Annotated in this window: 19 protein-coding genes and 1 pseudogene; 14 read left to right on the top strand and 6 right to left on the bottom strand. The window is 61.2% G+C overall.

Annotated features, from left to right (window positions below):
- Nucleotides 1–234 (top strand): hypothetical protein (locus tag BF99_RS23485; protein WP_038098595.1); only part of this gene is annotated, 234 nt, incomplete at its 5' end.
- 460 nt (nucleotides 235–694) lie between these two features.
- Here BF99_RS23485 and BF99_RS0115425 read toward each other — a convergent pair.
- Complete coding sequence (locus BF99_RS0115425) at nucleotides 695–1,504, bottom strand: inositol monophosphatase family protein (RefSeq protein WP_038098593.1); 810 nt, start codon at nucleotides 1,502–1,504, stop codon at nucleotides 695–697.
- Between the two features lie 223 nt (nucleotides 1,505–1,727).
- On the opposite strand from BF99_RS0115425, the gene BF99_RS21180 reads away from it, so the two are divergent.
- A complete protein-coding gene (locus BF99_RS21180; protein ID WP_306699907.1) occupies nucleotides 1,728–2,714 on the top strand; it encodes an RNA methyltransferase in 987 nt (328 codons plus the stop codon).
- Between the two features lie 56 nt (nucleotides 2,715–2,770).
- Here the strand turns inward: BF99_RS21180 and purN are convergent, their stop codons facing one another.
- From purN to BF99_RS0115405, 3 genes are all read right to left on the bottom strand, one after another.
- Nucleotides 2,771–3,499, bottom strand: a complete 729-nt coding sequence (gene purN, locus BF99_RS0115415) for a phosphoribosylglycinamide formyltransferase (protein ID WP_051482944.1) — start codon at nucleotides 3,497–3,499, stop codon at nucleotides 2,771–2,773.
- Nucleotides 3,496–4,602 (bottom strand): phosphoribosylformylglycinamidine cyclo-ligase, encoded by a 1,107-nt coding sequence (gene purM, locus BF99_RS0115410; protein WP_025771672.1) that lies wholly within the window; start codon nucleotides 4,600–4,602, stop codon nucleotides 3,496–3,498. Before purM ends, purN begins: the two co-directional genes overlap by 4 nt.
- Before the next feature lie 90 nt (nucleotides 4,603–4,692).
- Entirely contained in the window at nucleotides 4,693–4,872 is a 180-nt protein-coding gene (locus tag BF99_RS0115405; RefSeq protein ID WP_156013373.1) for a hypothetical protein, read from the bottom strand.
- Nucleotides 4,873–5,078: 206 nt separating this feature from the next.
- On the opposite strand from BF99_RS0115405, the gene BF99_RS0115395 reads away from it, so the two are divergent.
- The gene (locus BF99_RS0115395; protein WP_156013370.1) at nucleotides 5,079–6,287 is read left to right on the top strand and encodes a DUF2066 domain-containing protein; all 1,209 of its coding nucleotides are present in this window, start codon (nucleotides 5,079–5,081) and stop codon (nucleotides 6,285–6,287) included.
- A 105-nt stretch (nucleotides 6,288–6,392) separates the two neighbouring features.
- Nucleotides 6,393–7,232: a DnaA regulatory inactivator Hda gene (gene hda, locus BF99_RS22160; protein WP_197019179.1), complete on the top strand. Its 840-nt coding sequence runs from the start codon at nucleotides 6,393–6,395 to the stop codon at nucleotides 7,230–7,232.
- Nucleotides 7,233–7,301: 69 nt separating this feature from the next.
- On the opposite strand, the gene wrbA is transcribed toward hda, so the two are convergent.
- On the bottom strand, nucleotides 7,302–7,910 hold the full coding sequence (wrbA, locus tag BF99_RS0115385) for an NAD(P)H:quinone oxidoreductase (protein WP_025771668.1): 609 nt from the start codon (nucleotides 7,908–7,910) through the stop codon (nucleotides 7,302–7,304).
- Between the two features lie 125 nt (nucleotides 7,911–8,035).
- On the bottom strand, nucleotides 8,036–9,751 hold the full coding sequence (locus BF99_RS0115380) for a proline--tRNA ligase (protein WP_025771667.1): 1,716 nt from the start codon (nucleotides 9,749–9,751) through the stop codon (nucleotides 8,036–8,038).
- A gap of 687 nt (nucleotides 9,752–10,438) precedes the next feature.
- On the opposite strand from BF99_RS0115380, the gene BF99_RS0115360 reads away from it, so the two are divergent.
- From BF99_RS0115360 to hflX, 10 genes and pseudogenes are all read left to right on the top strand, one after another.
- Complete coding sequence (locus BF99_RS0115360) at nucleotides 10,439–12,166, top strand: acetolactate synthase 3 large subunit (RefSeq protein ID WP_025771664.1); 1,728 nt, start codon at nucleotides 10,439–10,441, stop codon at nucleotides 12,164–12,166.
- Nucleotides 12,167–12,359: 193 nt separating this feature from the next.
- The gene (gene ilvN / locus BF99_RS0115350; RefSeq protein WP_025771663.1) at nucleotides 12,360–12,854 is read left to right on the top strand and encodes an acetolactate synthase small subunit; all 495 of its coding nucleotides are present in this window, start codon (nucleotides 12,360–12,362) and stop codon (nucleotides 12,852–12,854) included.
- Nucleotides 12,851–13,702, top strand: coding sequence for a CDP-diacylglycerol--serine O-phosphatidyltransferase (pssA, locus tag BF99_RS21170; protein ID WP_025771662.1), 852 nt, complete (start codon nucleotides 12,851–12,853; stop codon nucleotides 13,700–13,702). Before ilvN ends, pssA begins: the two co-directional genes overlap by 4 nt.
- A gap of 192 nt (nucleotides 13,703–13,894) precedes the next feature.
- Nucleotides 13,895–14,656, top strand: coding sequence for a uracil-DNA glycosylase (locus BF99_RS0115340; RefSeq protein WP_025771661.1), 762 nt, complete (start codon nucleotides 13,895–13,897; stop codon nucleotides 14,654–14,656).
- A 141-nt stretch (nucleotides 14,657–14,797) separates the two neighbouring features.
- Entirely contained in the window at nucleotides 14,798–15,736 is a 939-nt protein-coding gene (locus tag BF99_RS0115335; protein ID WP_025771660.1) for a 3'-5' exonuclease, read from the top strand.
- Nucleotides 15,733–17,121 carry a 23S rRNA (uracil(1939)-C(5))-methyltransferase RlmD gene (gene rlmD, locus BF99_RS0115330; RefSeq protein WP_025771658.1) on the top strand — a complete coding sequence of 463 codons (1,389 nt, stop codon included), beginning with the start codon at nucleotides 15,733–15,735 and terminating at the stop codon, nucleotides 17,119–17,121. The genes BF99_RS0115335 and rlmD overlap by 4 nt, the downstream gene beginning before the upstream one ends.
- Complete coding sequence (gene mutL, locus BF99_RS21165; protein WP_025771656.1) at nucleotides 17,118–19,190, top strand: DNA mismatch repair endonuclease MutL; 2,073 nt, start codon at nucleotides 17,118–17,120, stop codon at nucleotides 19,188–19,190. Before rlmD ends, mutL begins: the two co-directional genes overlap by 4 nt.
- A gap of 39 nt (nucleotides 19,191–19,229) precedes the next feature.
- Entirely contained in the window at nucleotides 19,230–20,276 is a 1,047-nt protein-coding gene (gene miaA, locus BF99_RS21160) for a tRNA (adenosine(37)-N6)-dimethylallyltransferase MiaA (RefSeq protein WP_025771655.1), read from the top strand.
- Nucleotides 20,277–20,391: 115 nt separating this feature from the next.
- Nucleotides 20,392–20,685 (top strand): annotated as a pseudogene (gene hfq, locus BF99_RS21155) (RNA chaperone Hfq); the annotation flags it as partial.
- A gap of 190 nt (nucleotides 20,686–20,875) precedes the next feature.
- On the top strand, nucleotides 20,876–22,285 hold the full coding sequence (hflX, locus tag BF99_RS21150) for a GTPase HflX (protein ID WP_025771653.1): 1,410 nt from the start codon (nucleotides 20,876–20,878) through the stop codon (nucleotides 22,283–22,285).
- The last annotated feature ends 210 nt before the right edge of the window (nucleotides 22,286–22,495 follow it).

Raw genomic sequence — 22,495 nt, 5'->3', positions numbered from 1 at the left:
TTTGCCTGCTACGACGATGCCGGTAAGCGATACGACGGGGATTTGGGGCTCATCGTACGATGGTATGTGCGGCATCTGCAAACGGCGGAACTGGCCGATATCATCGACCACCGATGGCAAGGGATGGGGCTTTCGTGCGAACTGCGCTCGAGCGCCCCTTTCACGGTGCAGGTGCTGACCCGAACCGGGGGCGGCGGAGCCTTGGTCAACAACAGCGCCACGGGGGTGAGGTAGAAGTACGAAATACGAGGGAGAGATATGAGGGGACGAGAGGACGACAAGCCTTCGTCTTCTCGCCCCTCGTATGCGATACATACGCGATATGAAGACTCTCGTTTTTTCGGGTAGGCGGCTTTTTCGGGCAGGCACGAAGACCGGACGGGCTTGCAGGGGATCAAAAAGCGTTCGAGAGCGCGCCTTCCGAACGTTATCGCTCCGGATGCTTTTTCAAAGGGCGAGGGGCTTTTCGGGCAACGAACGAAGGAGATTCATCGGCGAGGGTGCGGTTGGCCGTGCCGGATGAAGTGCCTTGCCCCCTCCCATAAATCGAAGGTGGAATAGCCTTCGGCAAGACCCAAGCACCATCGTCGAAATCCGGTGCCGGTGGACGAGCGGCTGATTGGCCGGCTGATTTTTCGGCGGATCGGAACGAGCGTTCGATCCGGGCGGGGAGGTTATGCGGGGCGGGGCGTGTTTATGAATCGCCGCCGTCGGCGGGCTTCGAGCGATGGATCGCCCCCGCCATCTCGCGCAATAGCTTCGGGTTGGCGGCTAAGATCCGACCGGAGTTCAGATAGTCGCTACCCCCGTTCGGTTCGCTGACCAACCCTCCCGCTTCTTGTACGAGCAAGGCCCCGGCGGCGATATCCCAAGGCGAAAGGCCGTTTTCCCAATAGCCGTCGAGACGTCCGGCGGCGACCCAGGCGAGTTCCAGCGCCGCGCTTCCCCCCTGTCTGAACTCCGCTCCGGCCCGAAGCAGGGCCGCCGACCCTTCGACATGACGATCGATGCGTTGATGCCCTCGATTGGCGAAGCCGGTGCCGATGATCGCACCGGCAAGGGAATCCTTGGCGCTGACGCGGATGCGCCGATCATCGAGCCGGGCTCCCGCTCCGCGCGATACGGTGAAAATCTCCTGCCGCAAGGGATCGAAGATCACCCCATGTTCGAGCCTTTTGCGGATGCGAATGCCGATCGAAACCGCACAATGCGGCACCCCGCGGACGAAGTTGGAAGTGCCGTCGAGAGGGTCGATGATCCACTGCGTCTCTTCGCTTCCGGCTTTGGCGCCGCTTTCCTCGGCGAGGATCGAATGACGCGGATGGGCCTTGGTGATGACATCGATGATTTCCCGCTCCGCTTGGCGATCGATCTCCGTTACCAAGTCGTTGCGACCCTTTTCGTCGACGATCAGCCTATCGATACGATCGATATTGCGGGCGATCAAGGAACCCGCGCGGCGGGCGGCGCGCACGGCGATGGTGATCAAAGGGTGAGAGGGCACGCATCGATCCTTTGTATTCGGTATCTTCGAAAGGGGGGCGGGGATTAAACTACCCGTCTCCGGTGGGTGAAGGAGTGAGTGATGGAATGAGTGATGGAGTGAGTGGCGGAATTGTAGTCGCAACCTCCAACAGCGACAGGAGAAGGAGAAAGTGAGTGTTTGATCGCGTGGCGTTCGCCCTATCGGGGATGGAAGCGCATCGATCGGGGCGACGATGCGGCGGATGCTTCCATCGAATCCGGGGGCGAGGGTGATGGAACCGGACGATTCCTCCCAAAGCATCTTGCGACAAGTGCGCATGGTGCTGGTCGAGCCGACGCATCCCGGCAATATCGGGGCGGCGGCCAGAGCCATGAAAACGATGGGGCTTTCACAGTTGGCATTGGTCGCTCCCAAACATTTTCCGAGCGCCGAGGCGACCGCTCGGGCCTCGGGGGCCGACGATCTCCTGCACTTGGCGGGCATCCATGAAACCCTGGACGAGGCGATCTCGGATTGCGGGACGGTGTTCGGCACCACCGCCCGATCCCGCCGCTTCGAGACGAGGATCCTGGATCCCAAGGCTTGCGCCGACCATGCGATCGCCCGCCTACGCGGATCGCCCCGCCGGCTTCCGGTGGCCATCGTTTTCGGCCGCGAGCATTCGGGTCTTAGCAATGACGAACTGGATCGATGCCATGCCTTGGTGCGTATCCCCACGGCGGCGAATTTCAGTTCATTGAATATCGCCGCCGCGGTTCAGATCATCGCCTACGAAATGTCGGGGGCGGCGGTCCCTTCGGCGGAGGTGGCATCTTTGGGCGATATGCGAGCCAAGATCGACCCCGATCCTCGCTTGGCGGGCGGGGGAGCGGCCGATATCGCGAGCGCATCGGAACTCCAAGGGTTTTATCGCCACCTCGAATCGGCGTTGATCGAGATCGGTTATCTGGATCCGCAAGTCCCCAAGTTGCTGATGCGACGGTTGCGCCGTCTTTTCAATCGTGCACAGCCCGAGGTGTCGGAGATCAATATCCTTAGGGGAATTCTTTCGGCCGCCGAACGGGCCGCCCTATCACCATCCTCCTCATCATCGGCCGAATCCTCCCCCGATTCGGGCTCGGCCAAACCATCCACGTGCGTTGACGCCGATGTTGTCGCAGCAAGGGTTGTCGGAGCGGGGGAAGAGCCCCGGCCGGAGAGGGGTTGCGAAGAGAATCTGCGAGATTGAAAGAGGCTTGAAAGAGGCTAGCGAGGCGAGGATAGCGATCAATCTCGAAGGAGGGGCTAGATCGGAGCCTCGGGGTGGGTCAGGGCCGGCAGATCGTCGAGCAGGACCTGCGAGCCATCGATTCGCAGCCGGCCGGCGGCGAACCAGCGGATGACCAGAGGCAAGAGATGGTGCTCGCGTTCGAGCACCCGCTCGGCGAGGCGGGAGGGATCATCTTCGTCGAGGATCGCAACGCGGGCGCGGGCGATGATCGGACCGGCGTCCAGGGTATCGCTGACAAAATGCACGCTCGCGCCGTGAAAGGCGAAATCCTCCATCTTCTTTTTATCCCCTTTTTCCTTGGCCGCCATTTCCTTGGCTCGGATCGCCCGAGCATGGGTATCGAGCCCGGGGAAGGCGGGAAGCAAAGAGGGGTGGATATTGATCAACCGACCCTCGTATCGGCCGACGAAAGATGGGCCCAAGATACGCATGAAGCCCGCCAAGACCACCAGCTGCGGGGAGAAAACATCCACGGCCGCCGCCAATGCCGCATCGAAGGCTTGGCGGGTTGAAAAACCGCGGTGATCGACGATTGCGGTGTCGATCATCGCCGCCTCGGCTCTTCGAAGACCCGGTGCGCCCGGCTCGTTGGAGATGACTGCCCGCACTTGAAAGGGCGCCGGGCCGGTCTTCGCCGCGCTATCGATGATCGCCTGCAGATTCGATCCCCTTCCCGATATCAGCACCACCACGGCCAAGGGCCTGTCGTTCGGGGAGGGTGTTTCGATCCCGGTGGGGGTCATCGAAAAATCACCCTCGGCGGGGCATCGGGATGGTGCCGATCCTTGCAGATCTCCCCGATATGCCAAGCCTTCTCACCCAAGGCTTCGAGGTGGCGAAGGATCGCCTCGCTCTTCGAGGGCGGGCAAATCACCATCATCCCGATCCCGCAGTTGAAGGTGCGCCGCATCTCTTCCTCTTCGACCCTGCCGATCTTGCGGATCCATTCAAAAACCGCAGGTCTTTCTTGTAGGCAGAGGTCTATTTGCGCATGCAGGCCTTGGGGCAGAACCCGAGGCAGGTTCTCGCTGATGCCCCCGCCGGTGATATGGGCGATGGCTTTGATATCCTTTGCGCTGTATTCGCTCGCCTCGCCGTCGAGGAGGCGAAGGATGCTGTCGGCGTAGATACGGGTGGGGGCGAGCAGCCGATCGCGCAAAGGCTTGCCGTCGATGAGGAGATCGAGCGGATCGCTCTTGTCGCTCCCATCGCTCGGCGAGGCGCGATCACTGATGATTTTTCGGATCAGGGAATAGCCGTTGGCGTGCGGTCCGCTGGAGGCCAGGGCGATGATGTGATCGTCCGCCGCCACCTGTTGTCCGTCGATGATCGCCTCGCGCTCGACGATGCCGACGCAAAACCCGGCCAGGTCGTAATCCCCCGGTGCATAGAACCCGGGCATTTCGGCGCTCTCGCCGCCGATGAGCGCCGCCCCTGCCTGTTTGCAGCCCTCGCCGATCCCGGCGATCACCCGCTCGGCGACATCCGGATCGATGGTCGAGGTGGCGAAGTAGTCCAAGAAGAAAAGGGGTTTGGCCCCGTGCACCAAGATGTCGTTGACGCACATCGCCACCAAGTCGATGCCGACGCTCTCGTGGCGGTCGGCGGCGATGGCCAATCGCAATTTGGTGCCCACTCCGTCGGTGCCGGAAACCAGCACCGGATTGCGATAGCGCGGGAGTTCGAAGAGTCCGCCGAAGCCGCCGATCCCGCCGCCGAGGACGCCGCTTCCACGGGTTTCGGCGGCGATGCTTTTGATGCGTTCGACGAGGGCGTTGCCGCGCTCGATATCCACCCCGGCGTCGCGATAACGAAGGGGTTTGTCGGGGGATGATTCAAGGCTCATGGGGGTGTCGGTCGGCGATATTGGACGATGGATGACGTGCGCAGGTGGGATAGGCTCGCAGGAGGGATAGACCGAGGTGAGACAAGTCGATCAAGCGGATCGGGCGGTTTCGTCCACTTCGAAATTCGGTATCCGGCAGGTCCGCCGGCAGATCCGAGAGTGTGTGAGGATCGGATATCGTATTTCAAAACTCGCATCGCTCGCCCCCTCGATCCCCTTATCCTCGGTGATGTCGAGGATCTTCCAATCAATCCCTCTCGGTTTTTTCATCCCGAGTTCTTCATCCCCCTTTGCGATATCGCTTTTCGAACGACGATCGATCGGGGGCTCCAAGTGTTATTGTCTTACGATATCATCGTCGATCGTCCATCGATCATCGAGCGGATCGATCGAATACCCGGTCGCCCCCGATCCCCTCGATAACGATTCATCTCGATCCTTTGACCGATCCTTTGAAAAAAAACCCGATACCGAATATGCACTCGACCATCCCGATTCCGCCTTTCCCCGCTCTTCCTGTCGAATCGAAGACCGCCGCCGTCTTTGCCGATCGCTCCGGCGATACCCTGCCGGCATTCCCGAGCGCTCGGCGGGGGATCGGGGTATTCGCTTTTATCTTGCTGTTGTCTTTGTCGCTGTCACTCGCATCGCTCGCCTCATCGACTGCCGAAGCCGACGATGCGCTTTACGAGGTCGAGGTGCAGTGGACCGGTGCGGAAGGGGATCATGCCGAATCCTTTCGCTTGGCGCTGCGCAAATTGATCGCCCGCATCGCCGGGTTGCGCTCGGCCGAGGGCCTGCCGGGGCTCGATACCCCGGCCGGGCGTTCGCTCGTCCAAGGCGCTCCCGAATTCGTGCAGTGGTATCGAGAGATCGTCGGGGAGGAGGAGGGCGAATCGCGCTTGCATGTGCTCTTCGATCGTGCGGCCTTGGAGCCGCGCATCCGAGCCGCCCGATTGCCGATCTGGGAGAGCCCCCGGCCGACATTGTTGGTTCGACTCGTCTTGCGAGACGGCGATGCCAGTTGGATGGTCGGCAGCCCGAGGGCGTCGATGCGCGTATCGGGAACCCGAGCGATGGAGGTCTTGCGCCAAGTATCGATGGAGCGGGGGGTGCCCATCGCATTTCCTTCCTTCGATGCTGAGGATATCGCCGATGGGCTCGATTCGCCGGACATCGACGAGGAGCGAATTCGCGCCGCTTCCAAGCCCTACGACCCCGATGCCATCCTCGCCGGCGAGCTCGCCCTCGGCGAGGGTTCGTCCCGCTGGGAGATGCGCATTTCGTTGTTGTTGCCCGCCGGTTCGCGCCGTTGGGAGGGGGCGGGGGAGACCGTGGCCGAGGTCGTCGACGAGGGGATGCAGCGGGTGGCGGATATCCTCGCGCAGCGTTATTTCGAGAACGAAACGCAAGGTATGGATCAAGGATCGCTTTTTTTGGTGATCGGCAATGTGCTTAGCTTCGAGGACCACAAGCGCACCATGCGCTATTTGGAATCGCTCGGCCGGGTCGAGTCGGTGGAATTGTCGACGGTGGACGGCGATCGAATGCTCGTCAACCTGCGGGCGCGCATCGACGGCGACGGCTTGCGCGATCTGATCGCCCAGGGTACGACGCTGGCCGAGGATCCGGACAGTGCGATGGCCCCCGCCCGGGGGAGTCTGGCCCTTCGCCTGTTGCCGTGAGCGGGTATCGCCCCTTGATGGTCGATGATCGACAAGCCGGTGCGATCCCCTCTTTTCGCGATCCGGCATGCCAAGAGCCCTCGTAGATCCCCCGTATCGATGTCGATGTCGGCGAAGAACGAAGCATCCGATGCAAGAGCGCATGGCCCCGCCGGGGCGATCGAGTCGATGGCCGGTATCGATGCCGCCCAGATCCCCTTGCCCTTGTATCTGCCGCAGCACCTTCGCTTCGAGAATTTCGAGGTCACCCCCCGCAGCGTCGAGATCGTCCAAGCCCTGAAATCCTTCGCCGAGGGCTCATCGCCCGCCTCGGGGCATCCGGCGCGCTTGTTCATTGCCGGGGAGGGCGGCAGCGGGAAGTCCCATCTATCGGTTGCGGTCCTGCGGACGGCGGGGGGGCTCGGCTTCGATGCGGCGTTGATCCCCCTTCGCTTGTGGATGGATCGTCCGCCGGGGATGATCCAAGGGATGGAGCGAGCCGATTTGATCTGCATCGAGGATATCGACGCCATCGCCGGAATAAGTCGGTGGGAGGAATCCTTGGTCTTCCTGATCGAGGCCTCGATGCGGCGCAAGGCGCGGCTGCTTGTCAGCGCTCGCAAGCAACCGGCGCATATCCCCTTCGGCTTGGCGGACTTGCGCTCGCGCTTGAATGCCTCGACCGTCTATCGCCTGCCGGCGCTCGACGACGAGGGGCGGGCGAGGGCTCTGCGTCGGCATGCGATGGATCGAGGGATCGATATCTCCGATGAAATCATCGCCTATCTCTTCGCCCGATATCGACGGGATATGCCGAGCCTGATGGCGTTGTTGGAGCGCTTGGATCGGCGTTCTTTGGGAGCCCGGCGTCGATTGACGGTGCCCTTCGTTCGCCAGATTCTGGAATCCCTTGACGAGCCTCCCCTCGGCGAAGCGATGGACGAGGTGCGGATCGACTCTTCTTAGATCCGTTTCGACCGGTCCACGCCTTTCCAATCCGTTTTCTGCCGAGAAGATCCCCTCGACCTTCGTCGTTCACCTCGAATCGATCCCCGGATCGAGGCGATGGGCGATCGAAGCCAGCCGTCGACCCAAGGCAAGACATAGCCTTTCCTCGTCCTCGTCCAAAGGACGGGCGTTATCGATTCCGGCGACATGCGAGGCCCCGTAGGGGGTGCCGCCGCTGCGGGTGCGCATCAACCCCGCTTCGGTGCCGGGAAGCCCGCAGATCACCATGCCATGATGCAATAGCGGCAGCATCATCGATAACAGGGTGCTTTCCTGCCCCCCGTGCATCGAAGACGAGGAAGTGAATACCGCCGCCGGCTTTCCCGCCAGCGCCCCCGATAGCCACAGGCTCGAGGTGGTCTCGATGAAATATTTGAGCGGGGCGCTGATATTGCCGAAGCGGGCGGGGCTGCCCAAGGCCAATCCGGCGCATCGGTGCAGATCGTCGATCCCCACATAGGGGGGGCCGTCTTCCGGCACGGGCCTCGAGACCGCCTCGCAGGTGGTGGAAATAGGGGGGACGGTTCGTATCACCGCCTCCATATCGCTCATGCTTTCGATCCCGCGCGCGACGCAGCGGGCCATCCGCGCCACGCTTCCGTGGCGAGAGTCGTAAAGGACGAGGATTTGCGGCATTGCAATGAGCGACTCGATAGGCGAAAGAAGGGTGGATGGCTAAGGGTATTATCGGATCCGATAACGAGCGTCTTTGGCAGGCGATATCGGGTGTTCCCGATCGATCTCGATCGATCATCAGCGCATCAGGTGGCTTGCTTCGAACGCAGGTGATCGACGGCGGCGGCGAGGGGGATTTCGTGGCTTTCGCTCTCGCGGCGATGACGGTATTCGACGCATCCGGCGTCGAGTCCGCGATCCGAGATGATCAGTCGATGCGGAATTCCGATCAGATCCGCATCCGCGAACATCACCCCCGGGCGCACCTTTCGATCGTCGAAGAGGGTTTCGAAACCCGCCGCTTCCAGTTGCGCGCAAAGATCCTCGGCGGCCTCGCGCAGGCGCTGTGATTTATGCATATTCATCGGGAGCACGGTGACCTGAAAGGGGGCGATGGCATCGGGCCAGATGATCCCGTTGTCATCGTGGTTCTGCTCGATGGCGGCGGCGGCGATGCGGGTAACGCCGATCCCGTAGCAGCCCATCATCAGCCGGATGGCCTCGCCCGCCTCGTCGAGCACCACCGCTTCCATCGCCGTACTGTATTTATCGCCCAACTGGAAGATATGCCCGACCTCGATCCCGCGGCGGATGGTGATGGGGCCGCTGCCATCCGGAGCGGGATCCCCTTCGACCGCATTGCGCAGATCGGCGATCGCAGGTTCGGGCAAGTCTCGTCCCCAGTTGACCCCGGCGAGGTGTTCGCCCTCCAAGTTGGCGCCGCAAACGAAATCCCCGACGGCGGCGGCGGCGGCATCGACGATGACGGGAAAGACGGCATCGACCGGTCCCACCGATCCGATGGGGCAGCCGCTTCGTTCCTTGATGCGTTCCGGATCGGCGAGGGTCAGCGGACTTTTCACCTGCGAAAGACGCATGGCCTTGACGGCATTGAGTTCGTGATCCCCGCGCAGAACGAGCCCGACGATCCCCCCCTCCTCGCCCTCGACGAGGAGGGTTTTCAGGCAGCGTTCGGGCGCTATGTTCAGATCTTGCGCAAGGGCGTCGATGGTATGCACTCCGGGGGTTTGTATGCGGCGCATCGTTTCTGTAGGTGCCGAGCGCCCGCCTTGGGGCTCCAAACAGGGCACCAACTCCAAGTTGGCGGCATAAGCGCCTTCGGGGGCCGAGGAAAAAGCGATGGCATCCTCGCCGTAATCGGCAAGGACATGGAATTCCTGGGAGCGGCTGCCGCCGATGGCTCCGGAGTCGGCATCCACCACTTTGAAGTCGAGTCCCAAGCGGGTGAAGATGCGGCAGTAGGCATCGTGCATCGCAAGGTAGGAGCGTTCCAAGCCTTCGGCGTCGAGATCGAAGGAATAGGCGTCTTTCATGATGAACTCGCGGGCGCGCATCACTCCGAAGCGCGGGCGGATCTCGTCTCGGAATTTGGTCTGGATCTGATAGAGATTGAGGGGGAGTTGGCGATAGCTGCGGACCTCGCGCCGAACGATATCGGTGATCACCTCCTCATGGGTGGGGCCGATGCAAAAATCCCGTTGGTGGCGGTCTTTAAGTCGTAGCAGCTCGGGGCCGAAGTCGTTCCAGCGTCCGGATTCCTGCCAGAGCTCGGCGGGCTGCACCGCGGGCATCAGGACTTCTTGGGCCCCGGCGGCATTCATTTCCTCGCGCACGATCGCCTCCACCTTGCGCAGGATGCGCATCCCCAGCGGAAGCCATGTATAAATCCCCGAAGCCAATGGCCGCACCAGCCCGGCTCTTAGCATCAGTCGATGGCTCGCGATTTCGCTTTCCGTCGGATTCTGTCGCATCGTGGCGAGGAGCATTCGTGAGCATTTCATTGAAAGGGATTCCTGACAGTTGGGGTTGGAAGGATTCGCTCATGATTCGATGATGCTTATATCCTTCGCATGATACTTGGCGGGATCGCCGCCGACCGAGCATGGGTACGGGAATTTAGCACCGGATATCGACATGCCGATTCCTTGGCGATCACCCGTCGCTCGGTCGCTCGGACGATGATCGGACGATGAATTGTACGATCCGGCCCTGCGATCCGACCCTACGATCTTTTTTCATGCCTTGGCGCTTGGTCTTTCCATCGGATCGAACAAGACGGCCACTTGGAGGATTCGATCGAGGAATGCGATGGAGGCGTTCGATGCGCGGAAGCGGATCCTTTGAAATACGAAGCATCATCGAAATCCAAGACATCGCACCTCGACGAGGGCATCGGGATGCGTATCGAGAGATGCATCGAAGAGGGTGTCGAAGCATCGATCATAAGCACCCTCGAGGTCGAATCGCTGACCGATCGCCCGTTTTAGGGTACGCTTGACCTTTCAAGGGAATGCTTTTTCCTATTGCATGAAATTATCGGTCGAGATTTTTCCGATGGAAGGGGCTGTGTATTCGAGATCCCGTCGCCTTGCGAAGGGCTAAGCGCTTATCTCGACAAAAGCACTCGGGCACAATCCCACCGGTACTAGCCAAATGGATCGCATCGAAAATCGAAGGAGGATTTCAAGGTGGAGCTGACCGGCTCGCAGATCATCATTCAGTTCTTGAAGGACGAGGGAGTGGAGTTCATCTTCGGCTATCCCGGCGGAGCGGTGCTTCATATCTATGACGAGCTCCATCGCCAAGACGATATCACCCATATTTTGGTGCGGCACGAGCAAGGTGCCACCCACATGGCCGACGGCTATGCCCGCGCCACCGGCAAACCGGGGGTGGTGTTGGTCACCTCCGGTCCCGGAGCCACCAATGCCGTTACCGGGATCGCCACCGCCCACATGGATTCGATCCCGATGGTGGTGATCACCGGTCAAGTGCCCACCCATGCCATCGGTAGCGACGCTTTTCAGGAGGTGGATTGCGTCGGGATCACTCGACCTTGCGTCAAACACAATTTTCTCGTGAAGGACGTGCGGGATTTGGCCCGAACCTTGAAGAAGGCTTTCCTCGTGGCGACCTCCGGCCGGCCGGGGCCGGTGGTGGTGGATATCCCCAAGGATGTGACCCGTCCCGACCATAAAATTCCATACCAATACCCGGCGCAGGTCTCGATGCGCTCGTATAACCCGGTCACCCGCGGTCATCCGGGCCAAGTGAAAAAGGCCATGGATCTCATTCTCTCGGCGCGGCGGCCGATGATCTATACCGGTGGCGGGGTGGTGCTCGACGATGCCGCGGACGAGCTCGTTCGCTTCACCCGCTCCTTGGGCTATCCGATCACGAATACATTGATGGGCTTGGGTGCCTATCCCGGCACCGACGATCAGTTCGTCGGCATGCTCGGAATGCACGGTACCTACGAGGCCAATATGGCGATGCACCACTGCGATGTGCTCATTGCCATCGGCGCGCGCTTCGATGATCGGGTGGTGGGGAATGTCAGTAAATTCTGCCCCGAGGCCCATATCGTGCATATCGATATCGACCCGGCGTCGATCTCGAAGACCGTCAAGGTCCATGTTCCCATCGTCGGCTCCGTCGGCAAGGTGCTGCACGAGATCAACGCGATGCTCGATAAAAGCAATCGCCGCCCCGATAGCGAGGCTCTTTCTGAGTGGTGGGAGCGGATTCGCGCGTGGAAGTCGGTGGATTGTCTTGCCTACGCCCCATCGATCGAGCGCATCAAACCGCAATCGGTGGTGCAAAAACTCTACGAAGTGACCAACGGGGATGCGTTTATCACTTCCGATGTTGGTCAGCATCAGATGTGGGCGGCGCAGTTCTATCCATTCGACAAGCCCCGGCGCTGGATCAACTCCGGGGGGTTGGGGACGATGGGATTCGGTCTTCCCGCGGCCTTGGGGGTGAAGCTGGCTTGGCCCGAGGCGCAGGTGGCTTGCGTGACCGGCGAGGGCAGCATCATCATGTGCATCCAAGAACTCTCCACCGCCAAGCAGTACGGATTGCCGGTCAAGATCATCAATCTCAACAATCGATACTTGGGAATGGTGCGGCAGTGGCAGGAGTTCATGTACGAAAACCGCGAATCCCATTCCTACTTGGATTCCTTGCCCGATTTCGCGGCGCTGTCGAGGAGCTTCGGCCACGTCGGCATGACCATCGACGATCCGGCGGATGTGGAGGGGGCCTTGAAAGAGGCCTTTGCGCAAAAAGATCGCTTGGTCTTTTTGGATTTCATCACCGACCCTTCCGAGAACGTCTACCCGATGATGCTCTCGGGCAAGGGCCATAACGAGATGTTGCTCTCGCAGCAAGCAAGGGAAAGGGAACTCGCCTGAAAAGACGAGGCTCGCTTCGCCGAGCATCGCTCGCAGACTCATGACGACAAGCCCTCGCCCGAGCGCTTGTCGGGGGCGTTGCAAGGATTTTTTCGATCTTCGATTTCGCCGCCTACGCCCTTTGCGTGGCCCGGTCGGCTTATTGTCGATCGATCGTCGGTCGATCATCGATATTGCCAAGGAGTGATGCAAATTGCGCCATATCATTTCGCTCTTGCTCGAGAACGAGCCCGGAGCGCTGAGCCGGGTCGCCGGCCTGTTCTCCGCTCGCGGCTATAACATCGAATCCCTCTCGGTGGCACCCACCGAGGATGAGACGGTCTCTCGAATGACGCTCGTCACCACGGCGTCGATCGAGGTCATCGAGCAGATCACCAAGCAACTCCATAAGTTGATAGAGGTCGTGAGACTGCAAGATATCACCCAAGCCCCGCACGTCGATCGCGAAATGATGCTGGTCAAGGTGCGGGCTTCCGAGGCTTCCACCCGCAACGAAATCAAGCGATTGTGCGATATCTTTCGCGGTCGCATCCTCGATGTGACCGACACCACCTATATCATCGAGTTGACCGGGGCGGGGCCCAAACTCGGGGCTTTCCTCGGGGCGATGGAGCGGGATTCGATCGTGGAGGTGGTGCGCTCCGGTTCCTTGGCCATCGTTCGAGGCGAGAAGGGGTTGCGGCTTTGAGCGATCCATCGGGCGAAGGGTCATCCTCCTCCGACGAGCCCTTGTCGGGGCACCGGGCAGGGGATTCATCGGAGCGCGATCCGCATCCCAAGATACCGCGGCGGCGGGGGATCTATTTGCTGCCGAACCTTTTTACCACCGCCGCTTTGTTTTCCGGCTTCTATGCCATCGTGGCCGCGACCGATGGTCGCTACGAGTCGGCGGCCATCGCCATTTTCGTGGCGATGGTGCTCGATGGGGTGGATGGCCGCATCGCGCGGATGACCGGCACCCAGAGCAACTTCGGGGCGGAATACGATTCCTTGTCGGATGTGATTTCTTTCGGCTTGGCCCCGAGCCTGCTGCTCTACGAATCGGTATTGGCGGGCATGGGAAAGCCCGGCTGGGTCGCGGCCTTTTTCTATACCGCGGCGACCGCTCTACGGCTCGCCCGTTTCAATGTTCAGGTCGGCAGCACCGACAAGCGTTATTTCCAAGGATTGCCCTGTCCGGCGGCGGCGGCGGTGCTCGCGGGGTTGGTGTGGTTCGTCGGCGATCACGATCTCTTGGGTCCGGCCCTCGCCCCCTTCGCCTTTGCCATCACCATCGCCACCGGCGCGTTGATGGTGTCGAGGTTTCGCTTCCACAGCTTCAAGAATCTCGATCTGCGCGGACAGGTTCCTTTCTCCGCCATTTTCGCGGTGGTATTGCTCTTCGTGCTGGTATCGAGCGATCCGCCATTGGTGCTCTTTTTGGCAGCCCTCGCATACGCCGGATCCGGTCCCTTGTTGACGCTGCTGAGCCTTCGCCGCCGCCGCGCCCGGCGCCGGGGCATGTCGTCTTCGTCCTACGATATCGATCCCGGCTGAACGCTTTTTCGGCGAAAGATTCGAAAGCGCACTCGTTTTTTTGCAAGATCCGCCCGAGATCCGCAGTTTATCGATCATGGAACGATCGAGATCGTCATCGAGACCGCCTGCCCATCCACCGATCTTTTTGGTTCATTCGCCCCGCACTGTGCACTCCTTCCAAGGTGCGCAACGGTAGTTGCCGAATCGACGATGCCGCATTCCAACCGCTCCTATCTCACGGCCTTGGGAATTCCGAGCTGGCGCCGCCGAGGACTCGCTCCCTCGGCAGGCCAAACATCGGACGATCCTCTCTTGGCCGGGGAACAAACCCCATCGCTTTCGAATCGGGAGGAACGGAAGCCGAATTCGCCATCGATCACCGATAGTCAAGCCCCGGACGCTGCGCTTTTGCGGATCAAGGCCGCAGTCGAGCGTTGCACCCGCTGCGATCTGCACCGCACCCGTAACCGGACCGTTTTCGGCGTGGGCGGGGTCGAGGCCCATTGCATGCTGATCGGGGAGGCGCCGGGAGCGGAAGAGGATCGTCAAGGCGAACCCTTCGTCGGTCGAGCCGGCAAATTGCTCGATGCGATGCTGAACGCGATCGGTTTTCGTCGCGATCAGGTCTATATCGCCAATATGATCAAATGCCGCCCTCCGGGAAATCGCGATCCGCAAGATATCGAAATTCGCTCGTGCGCGGACTATCTGGCGCAGCAAATCGACGAAATATCCCCGCGCATGTTGGTGGCGGTCGGGCGTATCGCCGCCCAACGGCTTCTTTCCACCACCGAGCCGATGGGGCGGCTGCGCGGGAGGATTCACCGACATGAGCCCACCGGTCTGCCGCTGTTGGTGATGTACCATCCGGCCTATTTATTGCGCCGCCCGAGGGAGAAAGGAAAGGCATGGCAGGATCTGCTGATGCTGCACTCGACCCTGGAGGGGAGCGCCTCGCCGGATCTTTCGTGAATTCCTTCCACGAAATCCCCCCGAAGGGGGAGCCTTTGCGCTATCGAGATGGTTCGGTTTGCCTCGTAGCCCCTCGATCATCATCTTGCCCTCGTATCGATGGCGCTGCGAGGCGATAGGACCGAAAAAACAAAGGTGGGTATGAACAATCTACTGGCTTTCGATATCGAGACGGTGCCCGATACCCTATCCGGTCGCCGACTCCATCAACTCGAGGATCTCGATGACAAGGATGTCCTGCGGATCATGCGCCAATATCGCTTGCAGTCATCGGGAACGGAGTGGCTGCCCCCCTATCTGCATCGAATCGTGGCGATTTCCGTGGTTCGCCGAAACCACGATCGTTTCTTGGTGCGATCCATCGGTGATGCGGATACCAAGGAGGGCGATCTGGTCAGGATCTTCTTCGATTGGTTGGAGCGTCATGCCCCGACCTTGATCACATGGAACGGTGGCGGCTTCGATCTTCCGGTGCTTCACTATCGAGCCATGCTCCACGGGGTGAGCGCCCCTCGATATTGGGAGATAGGCGATCGGGATTCCTCCTATCGCTACAACAACTATCTCAATCGTTATCACTACCGCCATATCGATCTGATGGATGTGCTCGCCGCCTTCAATCGCGGATCCTTCGCTCCCTTGGACGGCCTTGCGCGCATACTGGGTTTTCCCGGCAAGATGGGGATGGATGGTTCCGAAGTGGAGCGGGCGTGGAGCGAAGACGGCGGCATCGAGAGGATCCGCGCCTATTGCGAGTGCGATGCCCTCAACACTTGGCTGATCTACTTGCGCTTCGAGCTGATGCGGGGGAATCTTTCGAACGAGGGCTATCTATCGGAATGCGAAGGAGTGCGGCAATTCCTGGCCGAGAAATCCCTCGAACCCCAAGGAGGGCATTTCGCGGAATTCCAGGAGGCTTGGAAGAATCACCAGGATGCGGATCCCGTACTGGGCTCGTCATCGGGCGAGATGCATTCGATGACCGGGGAGCTGAGTCCTTCACTGAGTGACCCTTCGCCGACCGAAGATCGGCCCGAATCCGATGCCCCGTCATCGGCCCCTGCCGGCGGTGATCGATGAGCGCATCGTCCATCGAGGTGGATGATCTCGATAGTTCGGGTCGAGGGGTCGGGCGTAGCGAGGGCAAGGTGGTCTTCATCGCCGGGGCGTTGCCGGGGGAGGAAGTGCTCTTTCGCCGCATTCGCCGCTCTCGAAACTTCGACGAGGCGGTGGTGGAAAGGCTGCTGAGCGCATCGGCCGACAGGGTCGAGCCTCGTTGCCCCTACTATGCTCGCTGTGGCGGCTGCACCTTGCAGCACTTATCGTATGACGCCCAAATTCGCTATAAAGAGCGACAACTGTTGACCGCCTTGCGCAAGATCGGCGGGGTGACTCCTACGGAGCTCCTGCCGCCGTTGACCGGCGAGCCTTGGCGCTATCGGCGCAAAGCCCGCTTCGGGGCGCGCCATGTCCCGCGCAAGGGCGAGGTCTTGGTCGGTTTTCGCGAGCGGCAGCCTCGTCGGATCACCGACATGAACGACTGCGAGATCCTTGCCGATCCCTTGGGAGCGGTGATCGCCCCGCTTCGCAAGTTGATCGGGGGGCTCGATGCGTTTGCGAGGATCCCGCAGATCGAGGCGGCGACGGGCGAGGGAGAATCCCTGCTCGTGATTCGTCATCTCGATCCCTTGTCCCTCGAAGATATCGAGGCCGTCGATGCTTTTGCGGCCGAGCGGGGGATCGGGATCTGGTTGCAGCCCGCAGGTCCGGCCAGCGCCGTCGGGCGTCCGTCGGCGGCCGAGCGCTTGGAATATTCGTTGGCGAGGCCCCCAAGGGAATCCGGGGAGGCGAAAAGCCGGGCGATCGATGCCGAAGACCTGCCCGAGGAGGAGACATCCCTTCGGTTTCGTTTTTCCCCGCTCGATTTCACGCAAGTCAATGCCGAGGTCAATCGTGCCTTGGTGCAAAGGGTGCGGCGGATGGTCCGGCCGCGATCGAATTCACGCATCCTCGACGCTTTTTGCGGTATCGGCAATTTCAGTCTGCCGCTGGCGGCCGAAGGGGCCCAAGTAACGGGCTTGGAGTTCGGCTCGGCGATGGTCGCAAGGGCCAAAGAGAACGCCGCCGCCAATCATCTGTCGGTGGTCTTCGAAGAGGCGGACCTCGAAAACGCCGAGGCGGTACGGCAGTGGTTGGGTCGAGGCTGGGATGCCATCGTCCTCGATCCGCCTCGCGCCGGGGCGGCGATGGTGGTCGAGCATATCGACCTCGCCTCGCCCGAGCGTATCGTCTATGTCTCTTGCAACCCCGGTACCCTTGCCCGGGACGCGGCCCGTTTGCAAGCCCAGGGCTACTTGCTGCATCGGGTCGGCATCGCGGACATGTTCGCCCATACCAGCCATATCGAAGCGGTGGCGGAATTCCTTCCTTTGAAAAAGCCGAGCGAATCGAAGGCGAAGCGATGAGTGATTTCGTATCCCCGAGCGATCATCCGAGTGCGGATGAAAGGAAAGGGGTGATCCGGGGGATTCCCGATACCCCGCCTATCAGAATCCTGCCATCGGTCTTGGCCAATCAGATCGCCGCCGGAGAGGTGGTCGAGCGACCGGCGTCCGTGGTCAAGGAGTTGGTCGAGAATTCGATCGATGCCGGCGCCGGAGCCATCGAGGTCGATATCGAGGGCGGGGGGATCCGCCTGATCCGGGTGCGCGATAACGGAATCGGCATTCATCGAGACGAACTCGAGCTCGCGCTGTCGCGCCACGCCACCAGCAAGATAGCGACCTTGGGCGATTTGGATCGCATCGACAGCATGGGTTTTCGGGGGGAGGCTCTGCCGAGTATCGCCTCCGTTTCCCGGCTCGAAATCACGAGCCGTCCTCACGACAATCCCGTCGGGGCCCGGCTCAAGGTGGTCGGCGGGGCGCATTCGGAGGTCGAACCCGCCCCGGGGTTGCCGGGGACGGTGGTCGAGGTGAAGGATCTTTTTTTCAACCTCCCGGCTCGACGCAAATTCCTTCGCACCCCCCGAACCGAATTCCATCATGTCGAGGGGGTGATGCGGCGCTTGGCTCTTGCGCGCCCCGATATTTCCTTCAAGCTCCATAACGAGGGTCGGCAGAGCTTGGAGACCGATAGCAAGATGGAACCGCGGCAGCACCTGATGCGCTTGTTGGGAAAGGCCTTCGCCGAAGAATCGATCGGCTTTTCCTTCGCCCGAGGCGATTTTTCGGTGGAAGGGTTCGTGGCTCCGCCGGAGGCGGCGCGCACTCGCCCGGATACCCAATACCTTTTCGTCAACGGTCGTAGCGTGCGCAACGAGACGGTGCGCCATGCGGTGCGGGTGGCCTTCGGGGACTCCATCGAAGCCCCGTGTCATCCCGCTTTCGTGCTCATGCTCGAGATCCCCCCTCCCTTGGTGGATGTCAATGTGCATCCGGCCAAACAAGAGATCCGTTTTCAGCAATCGCGTCATATCCACGATTTCATCCGCCATGCCATCGCCCGCGCCTTGCGCGATGGTTTGTCGCCTGCGAACGATCCGGGACCGAGCGCGCAAGCATCGAGATTGCCCCAGACCGAAGCGCAAGAGCCGAAGGTGCAGCAGTCGAAGGTGCAAGAGGAGGGTCTTGCATCCCTCGCCGACGATGCTCCGGGATCGATCGATCTTGCGCCCCGAACGAACGCCCCGTCATCGACCTCGCCTCCCTCATCCGCCGGACCCTCGCTCGCCGGACAATCGCCCGCGGGCTCTCCATCCTTGCCCTCGTCTTCGTCGGGAAGGGGATCCACCGCCGGGGCTCGCTCGATCTTGCGTCCCATCTCCACCCGCTACCTAAGGCAAACGCATCCCTCCTCCGGGGATCAGGTCAAGGAGCGGATCGCCGCCTTTTCGGATCTCGCCCATGCTTCGCACTTCGAAGGAACTCACGAGATCGCAGGCCTTATCGCTCATCGCATCGGCGGCTATTTGCTGGCTTCGGGATCGAAGCTCGGGGGGGATCGCCTCGAATCCGCTGACGGGACCTTGCTGCTCATCGATATTGCAGCAGCGGTGCGAGAACGAATGCAGCGAGCGCTGAATCGTTCCGCGCCGGCATTGCCCCTGCGGCCCTTGCTGATCCCCGCATCCTCCCCGTTGCCGAAAAAGTCCGCCGATGTGATCGAGGAGGCCGAGGAATCCCTTCGTCTTTTGGGTATCGAGTACCGCCGCAACGCTCCGGATGCGGTGACCTTGCGCACTTTTCCCCGCGGTATCGGCGGGATCGATGCCTCGGAATTGCTCGAGGCCTTGGTTAGTGTGGCGGGCGTCGCCAAAGCGTCGGATCTGGCGGATAGGTTGGTAGGGGATATTCACCGTCGGCTGGTTTCGATATCGGCCAACAATGCGAGCGATGCGGATATTGCGGATCTCTTGGGCGATATCCATGCGGATTATCCGAGATCGGCGGTGCTGCGACTCGACGAAGGGATCCTTCGCCGACTCTTCGTCTCCCGCGCAGGTCTCGCCGACCAAGACGATGGCCGCGATTGAAAGGCGATGATCCAGGCCAGTCAGCGGACAATCATTCCCATGCAATCCATGCCCTCGAAGGAGCTGCCTGCGAGCGATGCCGACGATTCGGGTCCGGTCGTCTTTCTTTCGGGGCCGACGGCGGCGGGCAAGACCGATATCGCCGTCCATCTCGTGGATCGCTTCGCCGCGCAAATCATCAGCGTCGATTCCGCCCAAGTCTTTCGCGGTCTCGATATCGGCACCGGCAAGCCGGATCGCGCCTTGCTCGCCCGCGCTCCCCATCGCCTGATCGATATCCGCGACCCCGACGAATGCTATTCGGCGGCGGAATTTCATGCCGATGCGAGGCGGGCGATCCGAGCCATCCGGGCCGAAGGAAGGTTGCCGCTTCTCGTCGGGGGCACCGGACTTTATTTTCGGGCATTGGAGCGCGGTCTATCGCCATTGCCGAAGGCCGATCGACGCTTGCGCGAAGCATTCGAAATCGAAGCGGCGTCGATCGGATGGCCTGCGATGCACGCCCGCTTGGCGCAGGTCGATGCGCAAGCGGCAAAGCGCATCCATCCGAACGATCCGCAGCGCATCGGGCGCGCCCTCGAAATCCACGGCGCCAGCGGTCGGTCGATGTCGCAATGGCTCGAATCCGGTCGCCGCCACTCCCTTGCCGCTCCGATCTGTCGGATCGTTCTCGAGCCTTTGGAGCATGACGGCGATCGAAGCCTCCTCCACCGAAGGATTCACGATCGTTTCACGGGGATGCTGAAAAAGGGTCTCGTCGACGAAGTCGAGGCGCTGGATCGCAACTGGCAGCTGGATGCGCATAGTCCGTCGATGCGGGCGGTGGGCTATCGACAGGTCCGATCCTTCCTGCGCAAGGAGTATGGCTTCGACGAGATGGTGGAGCGCGCGCTCGCCGCCACTCGTCAACTGGCGAAGCGGCAGATCACTTGGTGGCGATCCGAGAGGCAATCCTTTAGGGTCGATTGCCACGCCCCGGATAGGGCGGAGCGGGTGGCCGGGCGGATCGATCAATTCCTTGCCGAGTGCGCAAGCGCATCGGGTGGAGATTGTCAAGCCACGAGCGCGCTCGGTTTGGTAAATTGACGATCTTCGAACATTGCGCAAGCCGGATCGAAGCGATGCGCATCGCTTGCCGTCGCCGTTTGCGCGGCCGGTGGTGGCCATCGAATCGAGAGCCGGACAATCCAAGGAGCGGATCATGTCGGATGAAGGTTCAGCGGGTGATGTAGGCGAGACCCCGGTACGCAACGAGCGGGTGAGGGGTCGAACCCTGCAAGATCCCTTCTTGAATGCCCTGCGCCGGGATCACGTGCCGGTCTCCGTTTTTTTGGTCAACGGGACCAGGTTGCAAGGTAAGATCGAATCCTTCGATCAGTATGTGGTGTTGCTGCGCAATACCGTCACCCAGATGATCTACAAGCACGCGATCTCGACGATCTCGCCATCGAGGCAAGTGCGCCTGTACCGCATGGAGGACGAGGCTGCGTCCGATGCCATGCCGCGGAAAACCCAAGGCTCGGCCTCCGTTGCGGAAAATCGGGTTCAAGGCTCCCATGCATCGCATGGATCATCGCCGTCGAAGCATGACGCACGAGAAGTCGATTCTTGAAAGCGGATTCGGATCCACACTCGACCGTATCGTCTTCGTCGATGCACCGCCATATCGGGCACCCTTAGCGCGCATGTTCGAACTTGCGAGTCATCGCGATAAAAAACCGCTCGATCGAAGGGCCGACGGGGACGAGCGAGTCGTGCTCGTCCATGTCGATGAGCCCGATATCGATGCCGAGGATGCGATTGCCGAGTTGCAAGAACTCGCCTTGGCGGCGGGTGCGCAGACCCTCGCCGTCGTGCGTTGTCCGGATCGAACCCCGAATGCGGCGTTGTTTATCGGCCGCGGCAAGGTGGAGGAAATCCAAGAGGCGGTGCGCTCGGGAAAAGCGGATGCGGTGATCTTCGATCCCCCGTTGAGCCCCGGTCAAGAAAGGAATTTGGAGCGCAAGATCGAGTGTCGGGTGATCGATCGGCGCGCCTTGATCCTCGATATCTTCGCCCGCCGGGCCAGCACATTCGAGGGCAAACTCCAAGTGGAGCTGGCCCAGTTGGCCCATCTCTCCACCCGGTTGGTGCGGGGCTGGACCCATCTCGAACGCCAAAAAGGGGGGATCGGTCTGCGCGGCCCCGGGGAAACCCAGCTGGAAACGGATCGCCGTCTCATCGATCGGCGCATCCGTACGGTGCGCTCGCGCTTGGATCGGGTGCGCAGTCGGCGTGGCCTCAGTCGGCGCTCGAGGGACCGCTCCCAAGTGCCCTTGGTGGCGTTCGTGGGCTATACGAATGCCGGAAAGTCGACCCTTTTCAATCGCTTGACGGGGGCGGCGACCTTGGTGCGGGATCAGCTCTTTGCGACCCTCGATCCCACTTTGAGGCGCTTGGATCCCAAGGGAGAATTCGGATCGGGAAGCGAGGTCATCCTCGCCGATACCGTCGGTTTCATCCGGCGCTTGCCTACGGATTTGGTGGCCGCTTTTCGGGCGACATTGGAGGAAACGCGCAATGCCTCGTTGCTGGTGCATGTCGTCGATGCCGCGGCGGCGGATCGGCGCGAGAAGATGCGCGAGGTGCACGAGGTCTTGAAGGCGATCAAGGCCGACGAAATTCCGCGTATCGAGATCTTCAATAAGTCCGACCTGCTCGATGCCGGGCCCGCAGCCGGCGCCCTTGGAAGCGATTTCGAAGAGGAAAATCACGGCGAGGCCGCGCCGGCCGGCGATATGCCTGCGGGGGAGGGGATCGCAGGGGATGAAACGAGATCGCCCCGCGTCTTCGTCTCGGCGATCACCGGCGAGGGTCTGCCCGATGCGGTGCGGGCGATCCGAGAGAGTGTCGATGGCGGGTGCCTGGTTCGAGTGGCCTGCATCCCGGCGACCGATGGAAGACTGAGGTCGACCCTGTATCGCAGCGCCCAGGTGATGAATGAATGCGGTGAACCCGATGGGGCGGCGCGCATGACCTTTCGTATCGAGGCCAAGGTATTCGAGCGTTTGTGTCGGGAGACGGCGCTCGAAAGATGCCTCGCCGATGGTCCGTGATGCTCGTCGAGGTCGGGTCGGGTCGGCAAAACCCCCTCCTTCGTCCGCCTGGCCGGAGGGTATCGCGCGGGTGATTCGTAAAGGGTCGGCTCAAATGTCGCATAATTCACCCTTTGCGATCCGAGCAAAAGCGATCGAGTCTTGGAATATCGTCGGTCTTCCCATCGAGGATGTCGAAGAAGGTCCTTTCCATCGCGATCGCCGGGTTAT

The sequence above is a fragment of the Thioalkalivibrio sp. HK1 genome, assembly GCA_000583135.1.
In the GTDB taxonomy this organism is placed as follows: domain Bacteria; phylum Pseudomonadota; class Gammaproteobacteria; order HK1; family HK1; genus HK1.
This window is presented reverse-complemented; position numbering and strand designations above follow the sequence as displayed.